Source organism: Flavobacterium ginsenosidimutans (assembly GCF_037478105.1).
Classification (GTDB): Bacteria; Bacteroidota; Bacteroidia; order Flavobacteriales; family Flavobacteriaceae; genus Flavobacterium; species Flavobacterium ginsenosidimutans.
On record NZ_CP147988.1, the window covers coordinates 700,566 to 717,628 of the forward strand.

A 17,063-nucleotide genomic window follows, 5' to 3' on the forward strand; every position below is an offset into this window, starting at 1 on the left:
TAACAAACATTTTTTCACAAAAGGTAAAAAAATTCTTAAATCCCAATAAAAAACTTATTTCAGAATAATTTACAAATTATTATAATTTAAAACTTTATAATTCATCTTCGAGTTTAAATCTAAATTTTAAAACTACACTATTTCTTTCAACTTCTAGATTTATCCAAACATCTTCTTCAGATTTTAAAAGATTATTTATTTGTTGCAAACTGTATTTATAAGGCTGAATTCTATTAATACTTACAATAATATCGCCTTTTCGAAGTCCGCATTTTTCTGCTGCAGAATTTTTACGGACATTCACTATTTCATAAACTGGTTTAAGGGCAAATTTATATTTAAAATTATTATTGTTTTTGTCTTTTTCTTGTAATTCATCAATTGTATTTGCAACTTGTACCGTTTCTAAATGTACGGTCTCTTGTACCCATTGAAGTCCGTTATGCTGAATTGTAATTCCGCTTTTATTATAAGTAAAAGGTTCACTAAATTTGCTGTTTTTCTTTAGATACATTTTCTTTCCTTTATAATCTAAAACAACAGTAAATCGCTTTAAAACTTCTCCGCCAACAGATCCAATACGGCCTGGAACCATCTTAACATTTCGAATCGAAACTGAATCTGGAAAAGAAACAATTGGCTTTTTAAATTCAAATTCATCAATAGAAAATTCGTCAATCTTAGCACGATGTCCTTCAATATCACCACTAAATCCTTTTCCTAGAAAATCTGGAAAGTTCTTGTCTGGGAGTTTAATTTTATTATTTTCAAAAATCCAAAATGCATCACTATTTCCAATATCTATTAAAAGCTTTGCTGATATCTCTTGATTATTAACTGTTGCTGTAGATACAAGATAAGGCTTTGACCTTTCTATAGTAATTGGAATTGCTTTAAATTTTTTGTCTAGTTTTTCTTGAAACGTATTGCTTTGAACGTGAACTATAATTCTCTTTTTCTGATAATTAATTTCAACAAAATTATTTTTAAAGAATTTATGTCCTATAATTCCATTTACAGGAATTCCTATGTGTGAGGATAAATTAAAACTTTGATCCAAGATTATAAAAACCATATGATCGTTAGATATTAAACCATGTGTTTCTAAAATATTTTTGGTCGATTTTAATCCTTCAATCTCTTCTTCACTACCTAATCCGCGAAGTTTTATTTTTTCAACGTTGTTAAAACTGACTTCCTGTTTTTCTTCCATGCTGAATAAAATTGTTTCCTCGACACCAGAATCCAATAGAAAATTGAGCTCTACTCCGTTTACTTTTATAGGAATAAAAACAAGATTATTAATCAGTTTAAAAGGGATTGTAGCCTTTGATGCATTGTTTTCCAATAAAAAATCGCCTTGTCCAAAAAGCAAAAAAGGTAAGAATAACCCAAAAAACAACACTTTATATTTTTCCATTGACAATTTTTTATTATAAAATTAGTAAATATATTTATTATTGTTACATTTTTATAAGTACCCGTATTGTTTACGTTAAATTGAAAAAAAAAATGCAAATTTGCACTTCAATAATTTATACTCATGCCGACAATTTCACTCAAGGGAAGAAACATGCCCGAATCTCCGATACGCAAGCTGGCTCCTTTTGCTGATTTAGCAAAGAAAAAAGGACACAAGGTGTATCACTTAAACATTGGTCAACCGGATATCAAGACACCGGAAGTGGCCATCGAGGCGGTAAAAAATATTGATTTAACTCTTATAGAATACAGTCCGTCTGCCGGATATGAAAGCTATAGAAAAAAATTAGCTCATTTTTACCAGCGCCAAAATGTAAACGTTAACACAGAAGACATCATTGTAACTACTGGTGGCTCTGAAGCCTTACTTTTTGCACTGGCCACAATTACAGATCCTGGAGATGAAATCATTATTCCAGAACCTTTTTATGCTAATTACCATGCGTTTGCTTCTTCTACAAGTGCAACTGTAGTGCCTCTTGTTTCTACTATCGAAACAGGTTTTGCTTTGCCAAGTATTGACGAAGTTGAAAAACTTATAACATCAAAAACAAAAGCCATTCTGATTTGTAATCCTGGAAATCCGACTGGATATTTATATTCTGAAGCAGAAATTAAACAACTTGCTAGTTTAATTAAAAAACACGATTTATACTTAATCGCTGATGAAGTTTACCGTGAGTTTTTATATGATGGCGACGATGTGCACTTTTCTGTAATGAATTTAGAAGATGTACAGCAAAATGTAATCATGGTTGATTCTGTCTCTAAACGTTACAGTATGTGTGGAGCAAGAATTGGCTGTTTGGTAACTAAAAACAAAGATGTCTTGGCAACTGTAATGAAGTTTGCTCAAGCACGTTTGAGTCCACCAACTATTGAACAAATTGCTTGTGAAGCTGCAATTGATACACCTCAAAGTTACTTTGATGAAGTAATTGGCGAATACAAAGAACGTCGTGACACTTTAATCTCTGAATTAAATAAAATTGATGGCGTTGTGGTAACTAAACCAAAAGGTGCTTTTTATTGTATTGCAGAACTTCCGATAGAAGATTCAGATGATTTTGCACAGTGGCTTTTAGAAAGTTACGATTTAAATGGCGAAACAGTAATGATTGCCCCTGCAAAAGGTTTCTATTCAACTCCAGGTATGGGACTAAATCAAGTTCGTATTGCTTATGTTTTGAATAAAAAAGATTTGATTACTGCTGTAAACATTTTAAAAGAAGCTTTATTAGTTTATAACAACAGATAATCAATTCATTATAATAGATTTTAAAAGACAATAACGTTTTTCGTTGTTGTCTTTTTTCTTTATAAATAACAGAAAATTAAATTATATCCAAAAAGGAGCAATTAAATCCTAAAAACGATAGAAAAGGTTTCCCATTTATTAATTATCTTTACCCCCTTAAAAAGGAATACACATACTAATAGTAGTTTTTAATGATAAACAACGAAGAATTTTTAGACGAAATAGGAGATAATCACTTTAGCAGTAATGCAAAAAATCCTCTAAGAGAAGATGCTTTTGATATAACTGACGAAGAAAAAATAGAAAAAATTAAAAAAGATGTTGAAAGCATTCTGCAAACTCTTGGAATGGATTTGACAGATGACAGCATCAAAGGAACTCCAAACCGAGTTGCAAAAATGTTTGTAAAAGAAATTTTTGGTGGTCTTAACCCAGCGAAACAGCCAAAAGCTTCTACTTTTGACAATAACTACAAATATGGCGAAATGCTTGTAGAGAAAAATATCACGGTATATTCTACTTGCGAACACCATTTACTGCCAATCATTGGGCGTGCTCACGTTGCTTATATCTCAAGCGGACGCGTTATTGGTTTATCAAAAATGAACCGTATCGTTGAGTATTATGCAAAAAGACCTCAAGTACAAGAGCGTCTTACAATGCAGATTGTTCAAGAATTACAAAAAGCTTTAGGAACAGAAGATGTTGCTTGCGTTATCGATGCAAAACACCTTTGTGTAAACTCTCGCGGTATTAAAGATATCGAAAGCAGCACAGTAACTTCTGAGTTCGGCGGAAAATTCAAAGATCCTCAAACGAAAAGAGAATTCTTAGACTATATTAAACTAGACACTCAATTTTAGTTTAATCGGTAAATCGTTAATTTGTTTAATCGGTTAATCATTGAACTTAATTTTCGGTTAAACGATTAAACGGACTAACAGTTAAACAAAAAAGAATGTACGTTTTTTCCTTTGAGAAACTTGAAGTGTGGCAAAATGCAAGAATGTTTATTTTGGATATTTATAAATTGACTAGTAAATTTCCATCAAATGAATTATTTGGGATAACATCTCAAATAAAAAGAAGTTCATCTTCGATTGTGACAAATATTGCAGAGGGAACTTCGAGAAATACAAATAAAGACAAAGCTCATTTTTTAACTATTTCTTATTCATCTGCAATGGAAACTTTAAATCATTTAATTATTTCAAAAGATTTAAATTATGTTTCAGAAACAGAATACGTGGAATCAAGAGAAAAAATTGAAAAAATCTGCAATCAAATAAATAATCTAAAAAAATATTATCTTTCACAACAATAAATCCGTCAAGAACGATTAAACAAATTAACGGTTAAACATAAATTTATGCCTTTATATACAACGCAGCCCTTAAAAATATACAATTCGCTTTCTGGCGAAAAAGAAGATTTCAAACCCATCCATGATGGAAATGTTGGAATGTATGTTTGTGGACCTACCGTATATAGTAATGTTCACTTAGGAAACGTGAGAACTTTTATGTCTTTTGACGTAATCTTTAGGTATTTTCTGCATTTAGATTATAAAGTTCGTTATGTTAGAAATATTACCGATGTTGGGCATATTGTAGATGATGTAGATGAAGGTGAAGATAAAATTGCTAAAAAAGCACGTTTGGAGCAATTAGAACCTATGGAAGTGGTACAGCGTTATACTGTAGATTTTCATAATATCCTAAAAGCGTTCAACTTTTTACCTCCAAGTATTGAGCCTACAGCAACAGGACACATTATTGAGCAAATCGAAATCATTAAAAAAATTATTGATAAAGGAATTGGTTATGTTGCCAATGGATCAGTATATTTTGATGTTGTAAAATACAACGAAACCAACAATTATGGCATTCTAAGCGGTAGAAATATCGATGATATGCTTGCAAATACTCGTGATCTTGACGGACAATCTGACAAAAGAAATCCGCAAGATTTTGCGCTTTGGAAAAAAGCTGAACCAGAACATATCATGAGATGGCCGTCACCTTGGAGCGATGGCTTCCCAGGATGGCATCTTGAATGTACGGCAATGAGCACCAAATATCTTGGTAATCATTTTGACATTCACGGAGGTGGAATGGATTTAAAATTCCCTCATCACGAATGTGAAATAGCGCAAAACGAAGCTTGTACAGGTCAGGCGCCAGTAAATTATTGGATGCACGCTAATATGCTTACTTTAAACGGTAAGAAAATGGCAAAATCGACTGGAAATAATATTCTTCCAGGCGAAATTCTTAGCGGAGACAACACTATATTAAGCAAACCATTTTCTGCTTCTGTAACTCGTTTTTTTATGCTTCAAGCACATTATAGAAGTATTTTAGATTTTTCTGATGATGCCATTGTCGCTGCCGAAAAAGGGTACAAACGATTAATGGAAGCTGTTGATGCTTTACCAAATATTGCTGCAGGAAATACTAGTTCTATTGACTTTGCGGCTTGGAAACAGCTTTGCTACGATGCAATGAATGATGATTTCAATACGCCAATTTTAATTGCGCAATTATTTGAAGCTGTTCGTTACATCAATTTATTAAAAGATGGCAAAGAGACGATTTCTGCTAATGATTTAGAAGATTTCAAAACAACAGTAAATGCTTTCGTATTTGATGTTTTAGGAATTATCGACGAGAAAAATGCTGATGGAGACAATGATAAGTTAGAAGGAGTAGTAAATATGCTTATAGCAATGAGAAATCAAGCTAGAGCAGACAAAAACTTTGCTCTTTCTGATCAGATTCGCGATCAATTAATTGCTTTAGGAATTCAGCTTAAAGACGGAAAAGAAGGAACCTCGTTTAGTATTCAATAAGATAAATTTAAATTTTGGCTGTAACAGAATTCTTTTTCAGACAACAAATGAAGAGTTAAGAATCAAAAAACAATTAATTATTGAAAGATGTTATCCAAAATTCTAATATATCCTTTTGTATTGCTGGTTCGTTTTTATCAGACTGCTATTTCGCCTTTTACACCAGCCGCCTGCAGATTTGAGCCGACTTGTTCAACTTATATGATTCAGGCACTACAAATTCACGGATTATTTTATGGCGGATTTCTAGGAATAAAACGCATTTTAAGCTGTCATCCTTGGGGAAGAAGCGGTTACGATCCTGTCCCAGAAAAGAAATGCAATCACAAACATTAACTTTTTAGAAAACGGTACTTTACATTAAATATTTATTTTTACAGATATATAACAAATTAATACATGACACACGCCTTAAATTTAGTTTGGAATCCTTCAGAGGGAATCAACTTAGGATTTTTTATGATTCGCTATTACAGCTTAATGTTTGTAATTGCTTTTGGTTTAGGATGGTTCTTAATGAAAAAGATTTTCCAAAGAGAAAATGAATCTATTGAAAAATTAGATTCTTTATTTGTTTGGACAGTTTTAGCAACTTTAATAGGTGCGCGTTTAGGTCATGTTTTCTTCTACGATTGGGAATATTTTAGAAATCATTTACTTGAAATTTTCCTTCCTTTTAAATTTGAACCTGAATTTCAGTTTACAGGTTTCCAAGGATTAGCAAGTCATGGAGCAGCTATTGCAATCATTGTTGCAATGTACTATTACAGCAAAAAAATCTTAAAACGACCATTATTGTGGATTTTAGATCGTGTTGTAATTCCTGTTGCTAGTGGTGCTATTTTTGTTCGTTTAGGGAATTTCTTTAATTCTGAAATTATAGGTCACGAAACTTCATCTGCTTTCGGAATCCGTTTTCTTCATGATACATTCAGCAAAGCCGAAGCAGTACAAAAAACCGGAATTGCAGACCCAAAAGAAGCTTACAATGCAATCGCAACAGATCCAAAATTTGCAACATTATTGGCAGAAGTTCCTTCAAGACATCCTACTCAATTGTACGAAGCATTCTGTTACGTTTTTGTATTTGCTATATTATTCTTTTTATACTGGAGAACAAATGCTAGACTTAAATCTGGTCTTTTATTCGGATTGTTTTTAGTTCTTTTATTTGTTGTTCGTTTTATTGTTGAATTTGTAAAAGAAAGCCAAGGTGGTTTTGAAAGCGAATTAGGAATGTTTTCTACAGGGCAATGGTTAAGCATTCCATTTATCATTATTGGACTTTTCTTTATCATTAGAGCACAAAGAAACCCTTTAGCAGAATCATAGGTTTTTTCATAAAATAAAAAACGCCCAATATTTAAAGATATTGGGCGTTTTCTTTTATAATCGATACGAGATACCAAATTCAATATTCTTTGTATTATATCCGGCATTACTGCTTCCTAAACCAGCATTTGATACATGTCTTACACTTGGTCGAACATCAAACTGGAAATCTTCATAATCGAATGCAAAACCAATTGCTAAAACATCTGCAAAAGCAAAACCTTTAGACATTCGTTCCGTTTCTGTATCTGTAATAAGAGGACCAACACTTCCTAATGCATAAATCGAAAAGATATTGCCAATAGGTTTTCTAACTATAAAACCGAAATTAAGAACATATTCCCTCACCTCTTTCAGTTTCATATATTCAATTCTTTTCTGCTCAAAATTGGGCGTATCTGGCTTTACAAAATAATAATTCAATAATTGATGTTTTCCAAAATTGATTTCGGGCTGGATTAGAATTTCGTACTTAAAATTTCTGGTCTCTTTTACCTTATAATAGAGTTGCGCCTTATAAAAATGATTCTCAAAAGTGTAATCAGTATTACTAAATTCACTTCCAAAACCATAACTCAAACCTATTCTATAATTACTGCTTTTTTCTTGCGCTTTAAGATGTATTGCAGCTAACAACACTACAATAAAGAATATCCGTTTTAGAAGCATAATATATTTTTGGTTGGCACTTACAAACATAAAAAAAAGATCCAGCTTTCACTGGATCTTTTTTTTATTTAGAATAAGGTTTTTAATTATGCCTTATTGTGTTTGTCTTCGATTGTGTGTTTCTCATCACTTGAAATCGTATCTACCAATACTGGAGTTGCGATAAATAATGAAGAGTAAGTACCAACGATAATACCAATTAACATTGCGAAGATAAATCCTCTAATAGACTCTCCACCGAAGATAAACATTGTTAATAATACAATGATCATCATTAATGAAGTATTCAATGTTCTTGATAATGTAGTATTAATAGAAGCGTTTACGATATCTTCGAAACTTCCTTTACGGTTTCCAATGATAAATTCTCTTACCCTGTCAAATACAATTACCGTATCGTTCATAGAGTAACCAATTACAGTTAAGATCGCAGCGATAAAGTGCTGATCCATTTCCATGTGGAAAGGCATGAATTTATAACATAATGAATAGATTCCTAATACAAAGATAACGTCGTGCGCAACAGCTGCAATAGCACCTAATGAATATTGCCATTTACGGAAAGATACCATTAAGTATAAGAAAATAACTGCCATTGCTCCAAGAACTGCCCAGTATGAGTTCGTTTTAATATCTTCAGAGATAGAAGCTCCAACTTTAGAAGCTTGTAAAACTCCTACTTTTTTACCATCAAATGAGTTAGTAAATTTATCATAAGAAGTATTTGGGAAATATTTCTGCAATCCTGCATATAATTTTTGGTTTACTTCTTCATCGATAGCTACACCATCTTCTTTAATTTTATATTTAGTTGTGATTTTCAATTGATCATCATCACCTAAAATTTTAGCCTCAACTGGTGTACCGAAAGCAGCAGATAATTCATCTGAAACTACAGTAGCATCAACTGGTTTTTCGAATTTAACTTGGAAAGTTCTTCCTCCAACAAAATCAACACCCTCATCTAAACCGTTAACGAAGAAGATAGAAACTAAACTTACTACTGTTACAATAGAAGAGAAGATATAAGTGAATTTTTTGATTTTGATGAAATCAAAGTGGAAGTTTGTAAACCAGTTTTTAGTAATATTTGTAGAGAAAGTTAAATCAGCTTTTCCTGCAATATTTCTGTCAATAAAGATTCTAGCAATAAAGATTGATGTAAACAATGAAGTTACGATACCAATTAATAATGTTAATGCGAAACCTTTAATAGGACCTGTTCCGAAAATAAATAAGATAGCTCCAGTTAAAACGTGAGTAACGTTAGCATCAATAATAGAACGCATTGCACCATGCCATCCGTAAGAAGCTTGAACTGCCTCAGAAAGTGATTTTCCTTCACGCAATTCTTCTTTTGCTCTTTCGTAGATAATAATGTTCGCATCTACCGCAGTACCTAATGTAAGTACGATACCTGCAATACCTGGTAATGTTAATACAAAACCAAAACTTGCCATAATTCCGAATAAGAATAGTAAGTTTAATAATAAAGCAAGGTTTGCATACCAACCAGCTTTACCATAATAGAATACCATCCAAACACAAACTAATAAGAAACCTAATACAGAAGAAATTGTACCTGCATCAATAGCAGCTTGTCCTAAAGATGGACCTACAACAGTTGATTGGATAATATCTGCAGAAGCTGGTAATTTACCTGCATTTAATACGTTAGCTAAATCTTTAGTTTCAGCTACATCAAATGAACCTGTAATCTCAGATCTTCCTCCAGCAATAGGACCGCTTGTTACACCTGGAGCAGAATATACGATATCATCTAATACAATAGCAATGTAGCTTTTTTGAGCAAATGCTCTTCCTGTTAACTCTTCCCAAACTTTAGCACCTTGGCTGTTCATTTGCATAGAAACTGCAGGTTTACCCATTTGGTCAAAAGTATCTTTTGCATCAGTTACAACACCACCGCTCATTGCTGGGTTATTGTCTCTGTTTCCTTTTAAAGCGTATAATTCAACAGCTTCGATATCAGCTGCGCTTTTTACGTCTTTAGCTTTAGGATCTTTTATAGTTGTTGGCTTGCTCCATACAAATTTTGCATAGTGTTGGTCAGCAGCCAATAATACTCTAATTTCTGGTCTTTTGAAATAATCATTGATAGCAGCAGTATCTTTAGGAGCGAAGTAACCTAAAACAGGTCCACCACCTTGAACGATCATTTTATCAAATAAAGGATTGTTTCCTTTTTTAACATCTGAAGAATCTTTAGCATCTGTTAATAATGCATTTAATGAATCTTTAGCAACAGTTTTAGTTTCAGTCTTTTTAACTTCAGTTTTCTTTAAAGCTTCGTTTGCTGATACTAAGAAATTACCAATTTCTTCAATTTTGAAAGTTTCCCAAAACTCTAATTGAGCTTTTCCACCTAATAATTTTTTAATTCTATCAACATCCTTAGCACCTGGAAGCTCAACTAAGATTCTTCCTGTTTCTCCTAATTTTTGGATGTTTGGTTGTGTAACACCAAATTTGTCGATACGCTCTCTTAATACTTTAAAAGCACTTTCTACAGACTCATCAACTTTTCTTTTGATAACTTTTTGAACTTGTGCATCAGACATTTGAAAATCTACACCACCTTCACCTTGAAGGCTTCTGTTAGCGAAAATATCTGGAGATGCTAATTTTACAGAACCTTTTGAATTAGCTTCAAAAGCTTCGAAAAACTTATTTAAATACGTTTTGTTTCCTTCTAAATTTGCAGATGCATCAGCTAATGATTTATTAAAAACTGGATTTTTAGAATTATTAGCCAAACCTTTTAATACATCTTTAATAGAAATTTGAAGAATTACGTTGATTCCTCCTTCTAAGTCAAGACCTTTATTAAGCTGCTTGTTTTTCACTTCGTTGTAAGTGAAATCAGTAAAACCAAGGTTTAATACTTTTTCTTTACCAATAGAATCTAAATATTTCAGCTCTTTATCAGGATTATCTCCTGCAAAAGCTTTAGCTTCACTTTTGACACCATTTGCCACAAAAGTGAATGATAGTTGGTAAATACTTACCAATGCAAATAGAATTGCGAAAAATTTAATAAGTCCTTTATTCTGCATTATTACTAAAAATTAATTATGTTTTATTTTTGTTTTTGCTTTAAACTCCCATAAAATAAGCCCTGACATGATTTTTTAAAACAAAAAAACGAGATCACGAATTACCAATTTTTTTTTAAACCGAGCAAATATATAATTAACGAAAATATTAACCAATTTATTTATTAATTAATCTCAAAAAAAAAGCTGCAAAAGTGCAGCTTTTTTTCTTTTTTGCCGTTTTTATTATACTAAAATCGTTTTTAGGGCATCATTCATACTACGAACCGCATCTGCACTTTTGGCAAATAACGCCTTTTCGTGATCATTTAAGTTTATATCTAGAATTTCTTCTACTCCGTTTTTACCAATTATACAAGGTACTCCTATACAGATATCATTTTGACCATATTCTCCTTCTACAAAAACAGAACATGCAATCATTTTTTTCTGATCATTCAAAATACTATCTACCAAATAAGCTACAGAAGCTCCTGGCGCATACCAAGCCGAAGTTCCAAGAAGACCTGTAAGAGTTGCTCCTCCTACCATAGTATCTGCTGCAACTTTTTGCAACACTTCTTCTGAAAGAAACTCCGATACCGGAATCCCGTTATAAGATGCTAAACGTGTTAACGGAATCATCGTTGTATCTCCATGACCTCCAATTACCATTGCCGAAATATCATTTGCTGGTTTATCTAAAGCTAACGAAAGATAAGTTCTAAAGCGAGAACTATCTAAAGCTCCACCCATTCCTATAATTCTATTTTTTGGAAGACCTGTAGCTTTTAAAGCTAAATACGTCATCGTATCCATTGGATTGGAAACTACGACAATAATCGTATTAGGTGAATACTTTAGTACATTCTCAGCAACTGTTTTAACAATTCCTGCATTGATACCTATTAATTCTTCTCTTGTCATTCCTGGTTTTCTCGGAATTCCTGATGTAATTACTACTACATCACTTCCGGCAGTTTTAGAATAATCATTGGTCACACCCGACACTTTGGTATTAAAACCTGTGTTTGTGGCGCACTGTGTAATATCCAGTGCCTTCCCCTCTGCAAAACCTTCTTTAATATCCAACAATACTACTTCGCTCGCAATTCCTCTATACGAAATAACATCTGCACATGTAGCTCCAACATTTCCTGCTCCTACAATGGTAACTTTCATATTTTATACTTTATCGGTTATTAATTTTGTCTATTCTTTAAAAAGACAATTCGTTTAATTGTCTAGTAAATTTAAACAATTAAACGAATTGAAATTATTAATTTTTCATTTTATGCATCAATATTTGCATAAACTGCATTTTTCTCGATAAACTCTCTACGAGGCGGCACTTCATCACCCATTAGCATAGAGAAAACCTGATCAGCTTCTGCAAGACTATCAATGTTTACTTGGCGTAAAGTTCTGAAGTTTGGATCCATCGTAGTTTCCCATAATTGCTCCGCGTTCATCTCTCCAAGACCTTTATAACGCTGAATATTGGCACTTCCTCCCATTCTTTCGTTAGCTTGATCACGCTGAACATCATTCCATGCATATTCTTTCTTGTTTCCTTTTTTAACTAAGTATAAAGGTGGCGCTGCAATGTAAACATGACCTTCTTCAATTAGTTCTTTCATGAAACGGAAGAAGAACGTTAATATTAAGGTAGAAATGTGGCTACCATCGACATCGGCATCACACATGATGATTACCTTATGATATCTTAGTTTTTCAAGATTTAATGCTTTACTATCTTCTGCAGTTCCCACAGTTACTCCTAAAGCAGTAAAGATATTTCTAATCTCTTCGTTTTCGAATACTTTATGATGCATCGCTTTTTCAACGTTCAAGATTTTACCACGTAATGGCAGAATCGCTTGAAAGTTACGATCACGTCCTTGTTTTGCTGTTCCACCAGCCGAATCTCCCTCGACAAGGTAAACCTCACATCTTGCTGGATCTTGCTCAGAACAATCAGATAATTTTCCTGGCAATCCTCCACCGCCCATAACGGTTTTACGCTGTACCATTTCACGTGCTTTTTTCGCTGCGTGACGTGCCTGAGCTGCTAAGATTACTTTTTGGATAATTATTTTTGCATCATTTGGATTTTCTTCCAAATAATTCTCTAACATTTCTCCAACAGCTTGAGAAACTGGAGAAACAACTTCTCTATTTCCAAGTTTAGTTTTAGTTTGTCCTTCGAATTGAGGTTCAGATACTTTTACCGAAATAATTGCTGTTAATCCTTCACGGAAGTCATCTCCAGCAATTTCGAATTTTAATTTATCTAGCAAACCAGAAGCATCTGCATATTTTTTAAGTGTTCTTGTCAAACCACTTCTAAAACCTTGCAAGTGCGTTCCTCCTTCGTGAGTATTGATATTATTTACGTAAGAGAAAATATTCTCAGTATAACTTGTATTGTAAATTAAAGCAACCTCAACTGGAATTTCACCTTTATCATTATCCATACTGATAACATGAGAAACAATTGGTTCTCTATTACCATCTAAATAACGAATGTATTCTTTAAGTCCTTCTTGAGAATGGAAAACTTCACTTTTAAATTCACCTTTTTCATCAACTTCTCTCTTGTCTGTAAACGTAATTGTAATTCCTTTATTCAAGAAAGAAAGCTCACGCATACGTGCTGAAAGCGTATCGTATGAAAACTCAGTAGTCTGAGTAAAGATGGTATCATCTGGATAAAAAGTCTGGCGTGTGCCTCTTTTATCTGTTTCTCCAATTTGTTTTACTGGATATAAAGATTTTCCTCTTTCGTATTCCTGCTCATAAATTTTACCATCTCTAAATACAGTAGATTTCATATGAACCGAAAGGGCATTTACTACAGAAACCCCTACCCCGTGCAAACCTCCTGAAACTTTATATGAATCTTTGTCGAATTTACCTCCGGCACCAATCTTCGTCATTACAACCTCAAGTGCAGAAACACCTTCTTTTTTATGTAAATCAACTGGAATACCACGACCATTATCCTCAACTGTTATAGAACCGTCTTCGTTTATTGCAACACCAATTGTGTCACAATGTCCTCCCATCGCCTCATCAATAGAGTTATCAACAACCTCGTAAACCAAATGGTGCAGTCCTCGAACCCCTACATCACCAATATACATGGACGGACGCATTCTTACGTGCTCCATCCCTTCTAATGCCTGAATACTATCTGCTGAATAATTGTTCTTCTTGATTTCTTCGCTCATATAATTTATTCTAAAAATGTAATTAATGTCTAACACGCAAATATATAAAAACGCGAGCTATATACCCATTAAAATACGACTTAAAGCACTTAAGTTATTAACACAATTGTCTGAAAAACCAAAAAATAAACCCAAAAATGAATTTAAATTCCAATTTTCTTAAATTCCAAATTCTAAAAATGGTAATAACACAAAAAAAACCGAAATGACATTTTAAAAATGTATTTCGGTTTTGCTTTATGATTCGAAAAACTAAATTTAGAGTTTTAGTCCAAATCTGCTTATTGTTTCTTATTAAAATCTCCAGCGTAGATTGACGTCATTTTGTCTAAACTCAAGTATTTTCTAATTACATTATTAACATCGTCTAATTTTAACGCTTTAACTTTATTTTCTAAGTCATCATAATCTTCTAGAGGAATTCCATATTGTAAATAGGTATTTACAAGCCCAATCAAAGTATTATCATTTCCTAATCTTGTTTTTCTGCCATTCTGCCAACTTTTAAAATTCGACTTCATTTCTTCGGCAGTAAAACCGTCTTTTAATGCTTTCGAAATCTCTTCTTTAACTGCAGTTTCAACCGCATTCTTTTTAGTAGGGTTTAAAAGAGCATAATATTGCCAATATGCTACATCATTTGTAATTGGCACATTTATCATTGCTCCTGCCCCATAACTTATTCCTTCTTTTTCACGTAATCTCATCGGAATTCTAGCACTTAAAAAACCTCCGCTTCCTAATATTTCATTTGCCATTACAAAAGCTGGATAATCTGGACTATTTCTATCCATTTTAAAACTCACCCTTCCAAGCGCAACAGCATTTTCTTTATCAGGAGTAAGCAAATCTTTATCTGATTTTTTTGTTTCAAAATAAGTAGGTTTTGCAATTTCATACTTTGATTTTGAATTCCATTTTCCAAAAGTATTTTCTAAAATCACCCCAATTTCTTTTGCATCTAAATCAGTAACAATACTTCCTACTCCATTATTTCCTCCTAAAATATTTTTATAGAAATCAACTAGTTCAGATTGTTTTATCTGTTTAAAGGCATCTATTTGCTCTTGAGTTGTAGAGGTATAAAAAATACTTTCTTTTGGATAGGGATTAGTTTGTCTAACAATTTGATTAAAAGCAATTGACTCTGGATCATTCAATCTTCCTTCAAGATAAGTGTTATAGTCACTAATTGTCTTGGTCAACTCATTTTGAGGAAAAGTCGAATTAAGAAGTAAATCTTCTAAAATCCCCATAACCTCTTTAAAACTTTCTTTGTAAGTTGTCACATAAACAGAAAGCGTCTGTTGGCCAAAACCAAAATAAATACTTGATTTTAATTGATCTAAACGATCTTGTATTTGTTCTTTGCTTTTTGTTTTTGTTCCTGTTTTAAGCAGTTCTGCCAAAATAACTCCAACATTTGATTTTCCTTCAAGATCTTTTTCATTACTAACAGGGAAAATAAAATTGGCCTGAACCTTTCCTCCTTTTATTTCTTTTTTAATAACACCATACTTAACACCATTTGTCAGTTTCCCTTCAGTCAAATTTTGTTTTAGATTTTTGATTGACGCCTCAAAATCTGCAATTTCTTTTTCCAAAGCTCTCCCTTTGTAATCTTTAGTTAATGCAACAATTTGATCATCTGTATATTCTACAGGTTTAATTCTCTGTTCATCTTTTGATGGAATAAATATCCCAACTGTTCTGTTATTACTTCTAAAATACTTTTCTGCAACACGCTGAATATCTTCCTTAGTTAGTTTTTCAACTCCATCTCGATATAAATACCCCAATCTATAATCGCCAGCACTAATAATTTGCGTTAAATTAATTGCATAATAAATGGTGTTATTTTTAACAGATTCTATTTCTTTAATAATTTTAGCTTTAGCTCTGTTTACATCCTCATCTGTATATTTTATCGTTGCAATTTTATCCAATTCTCCTCTAACAATATCTTGGGTTGCCTTTATATCTTTATCGTTGCCTAGAGAAAATCCAAAATACATGTAACCAGCATCTCTTAAAGTTGGTTGCCAAGAATAAAGGCTTGAAACTTTCTGAGTATCTACCAATGATTTATATAAATATCCTGAAGGATCTGCAGTCAAAATCTCACCTAATGCATCAATAGCAGCAAAATCTTTATCAACATAAGAAACCGTGTGATATAGTGCTCCAACATTTTTGCTGTCGCCTGCTCTTTTCAATTCTACAAATTTTTCACCATCCTGCGAAGGCTCAATTGTATAGGTTTTATCTAAAACTCTTTTAGGTCTTGGAACAGCTCCAAAATACTGACCAATATATTGCAATGCTTTTTGCTCATCAAATTTACCTGCAACGACCAAAGTCGCATTATCTGGCTGGTAATATTTTTCATAAAAAACTCTAAGCGTATTTGCTTTTACGCGTTCGATATCTTCTTTACTTCCAATAGTACTATTTCCGTAGTTATGCCACAAATAAGCAGTCGAAACCACTCTTTCTTGCAAAACTCTTTCTGGTCTATTTTCGCTTATTTCAAACTCGTTTCTTACAACTGAAAATTCCTTATCCAAATCCGATTGAAGAATAGTTGCGTTAATCATTCTATCAGCTTCCATCTCGATACTCCATTTCAGGTTTTCATCACTCGATGGAAAAATTTCATAATAATTTGTACGGTCAAGCCAAGTGGTTCCGTTTGCATTTCCTCCTTTATCAGCAAGCATCTTTTTGATGTCTCCCAGATTTTTAGTGCTTTTAAAAAGCATGTGTTCTAACAAATGAGCCATTCCTTTTTCGCCATAACCTTCATTTCTAGAACCTACATTATAAACAATATTGACTACCATGTTACTTTGAGAAGCATCAGGAATCAAAAGAACTTTTAGTCCATTGTTTAAAGAATATTCTTTAACACCTTCAACATTTGTAATAAATTTAGGCACTTCTGCCTTTTGTGCGTAAACTGAGCTCAAAGAAATTAATGAGCAGCATAAAATTCCACTTAGTAATAGTTTTCTCATAGGTTTTGTTTATATTGGTTTAAGGATTAAAATATTCCTTCGCAACCAAATATAGTATTTTTCCTAAGCTCAGAAATCCTTGTTAACTTAGTTTTAGTATTTTACGGGATGCCGTAAAATATTCATTCTGAATTTCACAAATAATACAAAAAGAAAAAACCGAAA

General features: G+C 32.7%; 12 protein-coding genes. 6 read left to right on the forward strand and 6 right to left on the reverse strand.

The window, feature by feature from the left end:
- Positions 1–94: 94 nt before the first annotated feature.
- Positions 95–1,420, reverse strand: coding sequence for a PDZ domain-containing protein (locus tag V6624_RS03305; protein ID WP_111287487.1), 1,326 nt, complete (start codon positions 1,418–1,420; stop codon positions 95–97).
- A gap of 123 nt (positions 1,421–1,543) precedes the next feature.
- Here V6624_RS03305 and V6624_RS03310 point away from each other — a divergent pair, with 123 nt between their 5' ends.
- The 6 genes from V6624_RS03310 (at position 1,544) to lgt (ending at position 6,923) form a co-directional block, all read left to right on the forward strand.
- A complete protein-coding gene (locus tag V6624_RS03310; RefSeq protein ID WP_111287489.1) occupies positions 1,544–2,740 on the forward strand; it encodes a pyridoxal phosphate-dependent aminotransferase in 1,197 nt (398 codons plus the stop codon).
- A 191-nt stretch (positions 2,741–2,931) separates the two neighbouring features.
- Entirely contained in the window at positions 2,932–3,603 is a 672-nt protein-coding gene (folE, locus tag V6624_RS03315) for a GTP cyclohydrolase I FolE (RefSeq protein ID WP_095929803.1), read from the forward strand.
- Between the two features lie 95 nt (positions 3,604–3,698).
- On the forward strand, positions 3,699–4,064 hold the full coding sequence (locus tag V6624_RS03320; protein ID WP_111287491.1) for a four helix bundle protein: 366 nt from the start codon (positions 3,699–3,701) through the stop codon (positions 4,062–4,064).
- Between the two features lie 45 nt (positions 4,065–4,109).
- Positions 4,110–5,591, forward strand: a complete 1,482-nt coding sequence (gene cysS, locus V6624_RS03325; RefSeq protein ID WP_111287493.1) for a cysteine--tRNA ligase — start codon at positions 4,110–4,112, stop codon at positions 5,589–5,591.
- A gap of 87 nt (positions 5,592–5,678) precedes the next feature.
- Entirely contained in the window at positions 5,679–5,927 is a 249-nt protein-coding gene (yidD, locus tag V6624_RS03330; RefSeq protein WP_111287495.1) for a membrane protein insertion efficiency factor YidD, read from the forward strand.
- A gap of 63 nt (positions 5,928–5,990) precedes the next feature.
- Positions 5,991–6,923 (forward strand): prolipoprotein diacylglyceryl transferase, encoded by a 933-nt coding sequence (lgt, locus tag V6624_RS03335; RefSeq protein ID WP_111287497.1) that lies wholly within the window; start codon positions 5,991–5,993, stop codon positions 6,921–6,923.
- A gap of 54 nt (positions 6,924–6,977) precedes the next feature.
- Here lgt and V6624_RS03340 read toward each other — a convergent pair whose 3' ends face one another.
- The 5 genes from V6624_RS03340 to V6624_RS03360 all read right to left on the reverse strand — a co-directional run bounded on the left by V6624_RS03340 (position 6,978) and on the right by V6624_RS03360 (position 16,898).
- Positions 6,978–7,592: an acyloxyacyl hydrolase gene (locus tag V6624_RS03340; protein ID WP_239455686.1), complete on the reverse strand. Its 615-nt coding sequence runs from the start codon at positions 7,590–7,592 to the stop codon at positions 6,978–6,980.
- Positions 7,593–7,678: 86 nt separating this feature from the next.
- Positions 7,679–10,669, reverse strand: coding sequence for a protein translocase subunit SecDF (gene secDF / locus V6624_RS03345; protein WP_111287501.1), 2,991 nt, complete (start codon positions 10,667–10,669; stop codon positions 7,679–7,681).
- Positions 10,670–10,894: 225 nt separating this feature from the next.
- Positions 10,895–11,830: a malate dehydrogenase gene (mdh, locus tag V6624_RS03350; RefSeq protein ID WP_111287503.1), complete on the reverse strand. Its 936-nt coding sequence runs from the start codon at positions 11,828–11,830 to the stop codon at positions 10,895–10,897.
- A 110-nt stretch (positions 11,831–11,940) separates the two neighbouring features.
- Positions 11,941–13,881, reverse strand: a complete 1,941-nt coding sequence (gene gyrB / locus V6624_RS03355) for a DNA topoisomerase (ATP-hydrolyzing) subunit B (protein WP_111287505.1) — start codon at positions 13,879–13,881, stop codon at positions 11,941–11,943.
- A 281-nt stretch (positions 13,882–14,162) separates the two neighbouring features.
- Positions 14,163–16,898 carry a M16 family metallopeptidase gene (locus V6624_RS03360; protein ID WP_111287507.1) on the reverse strand — a complete coding sequence of 912 codons (2,736 nt, stop codon included), beginning with the start codon at positions 16,896–16,898 and terminating at the stop codon, positions 14,163–14,165.
- Positions 16,899–17,063: the final 165 nt, after the last annotated feature.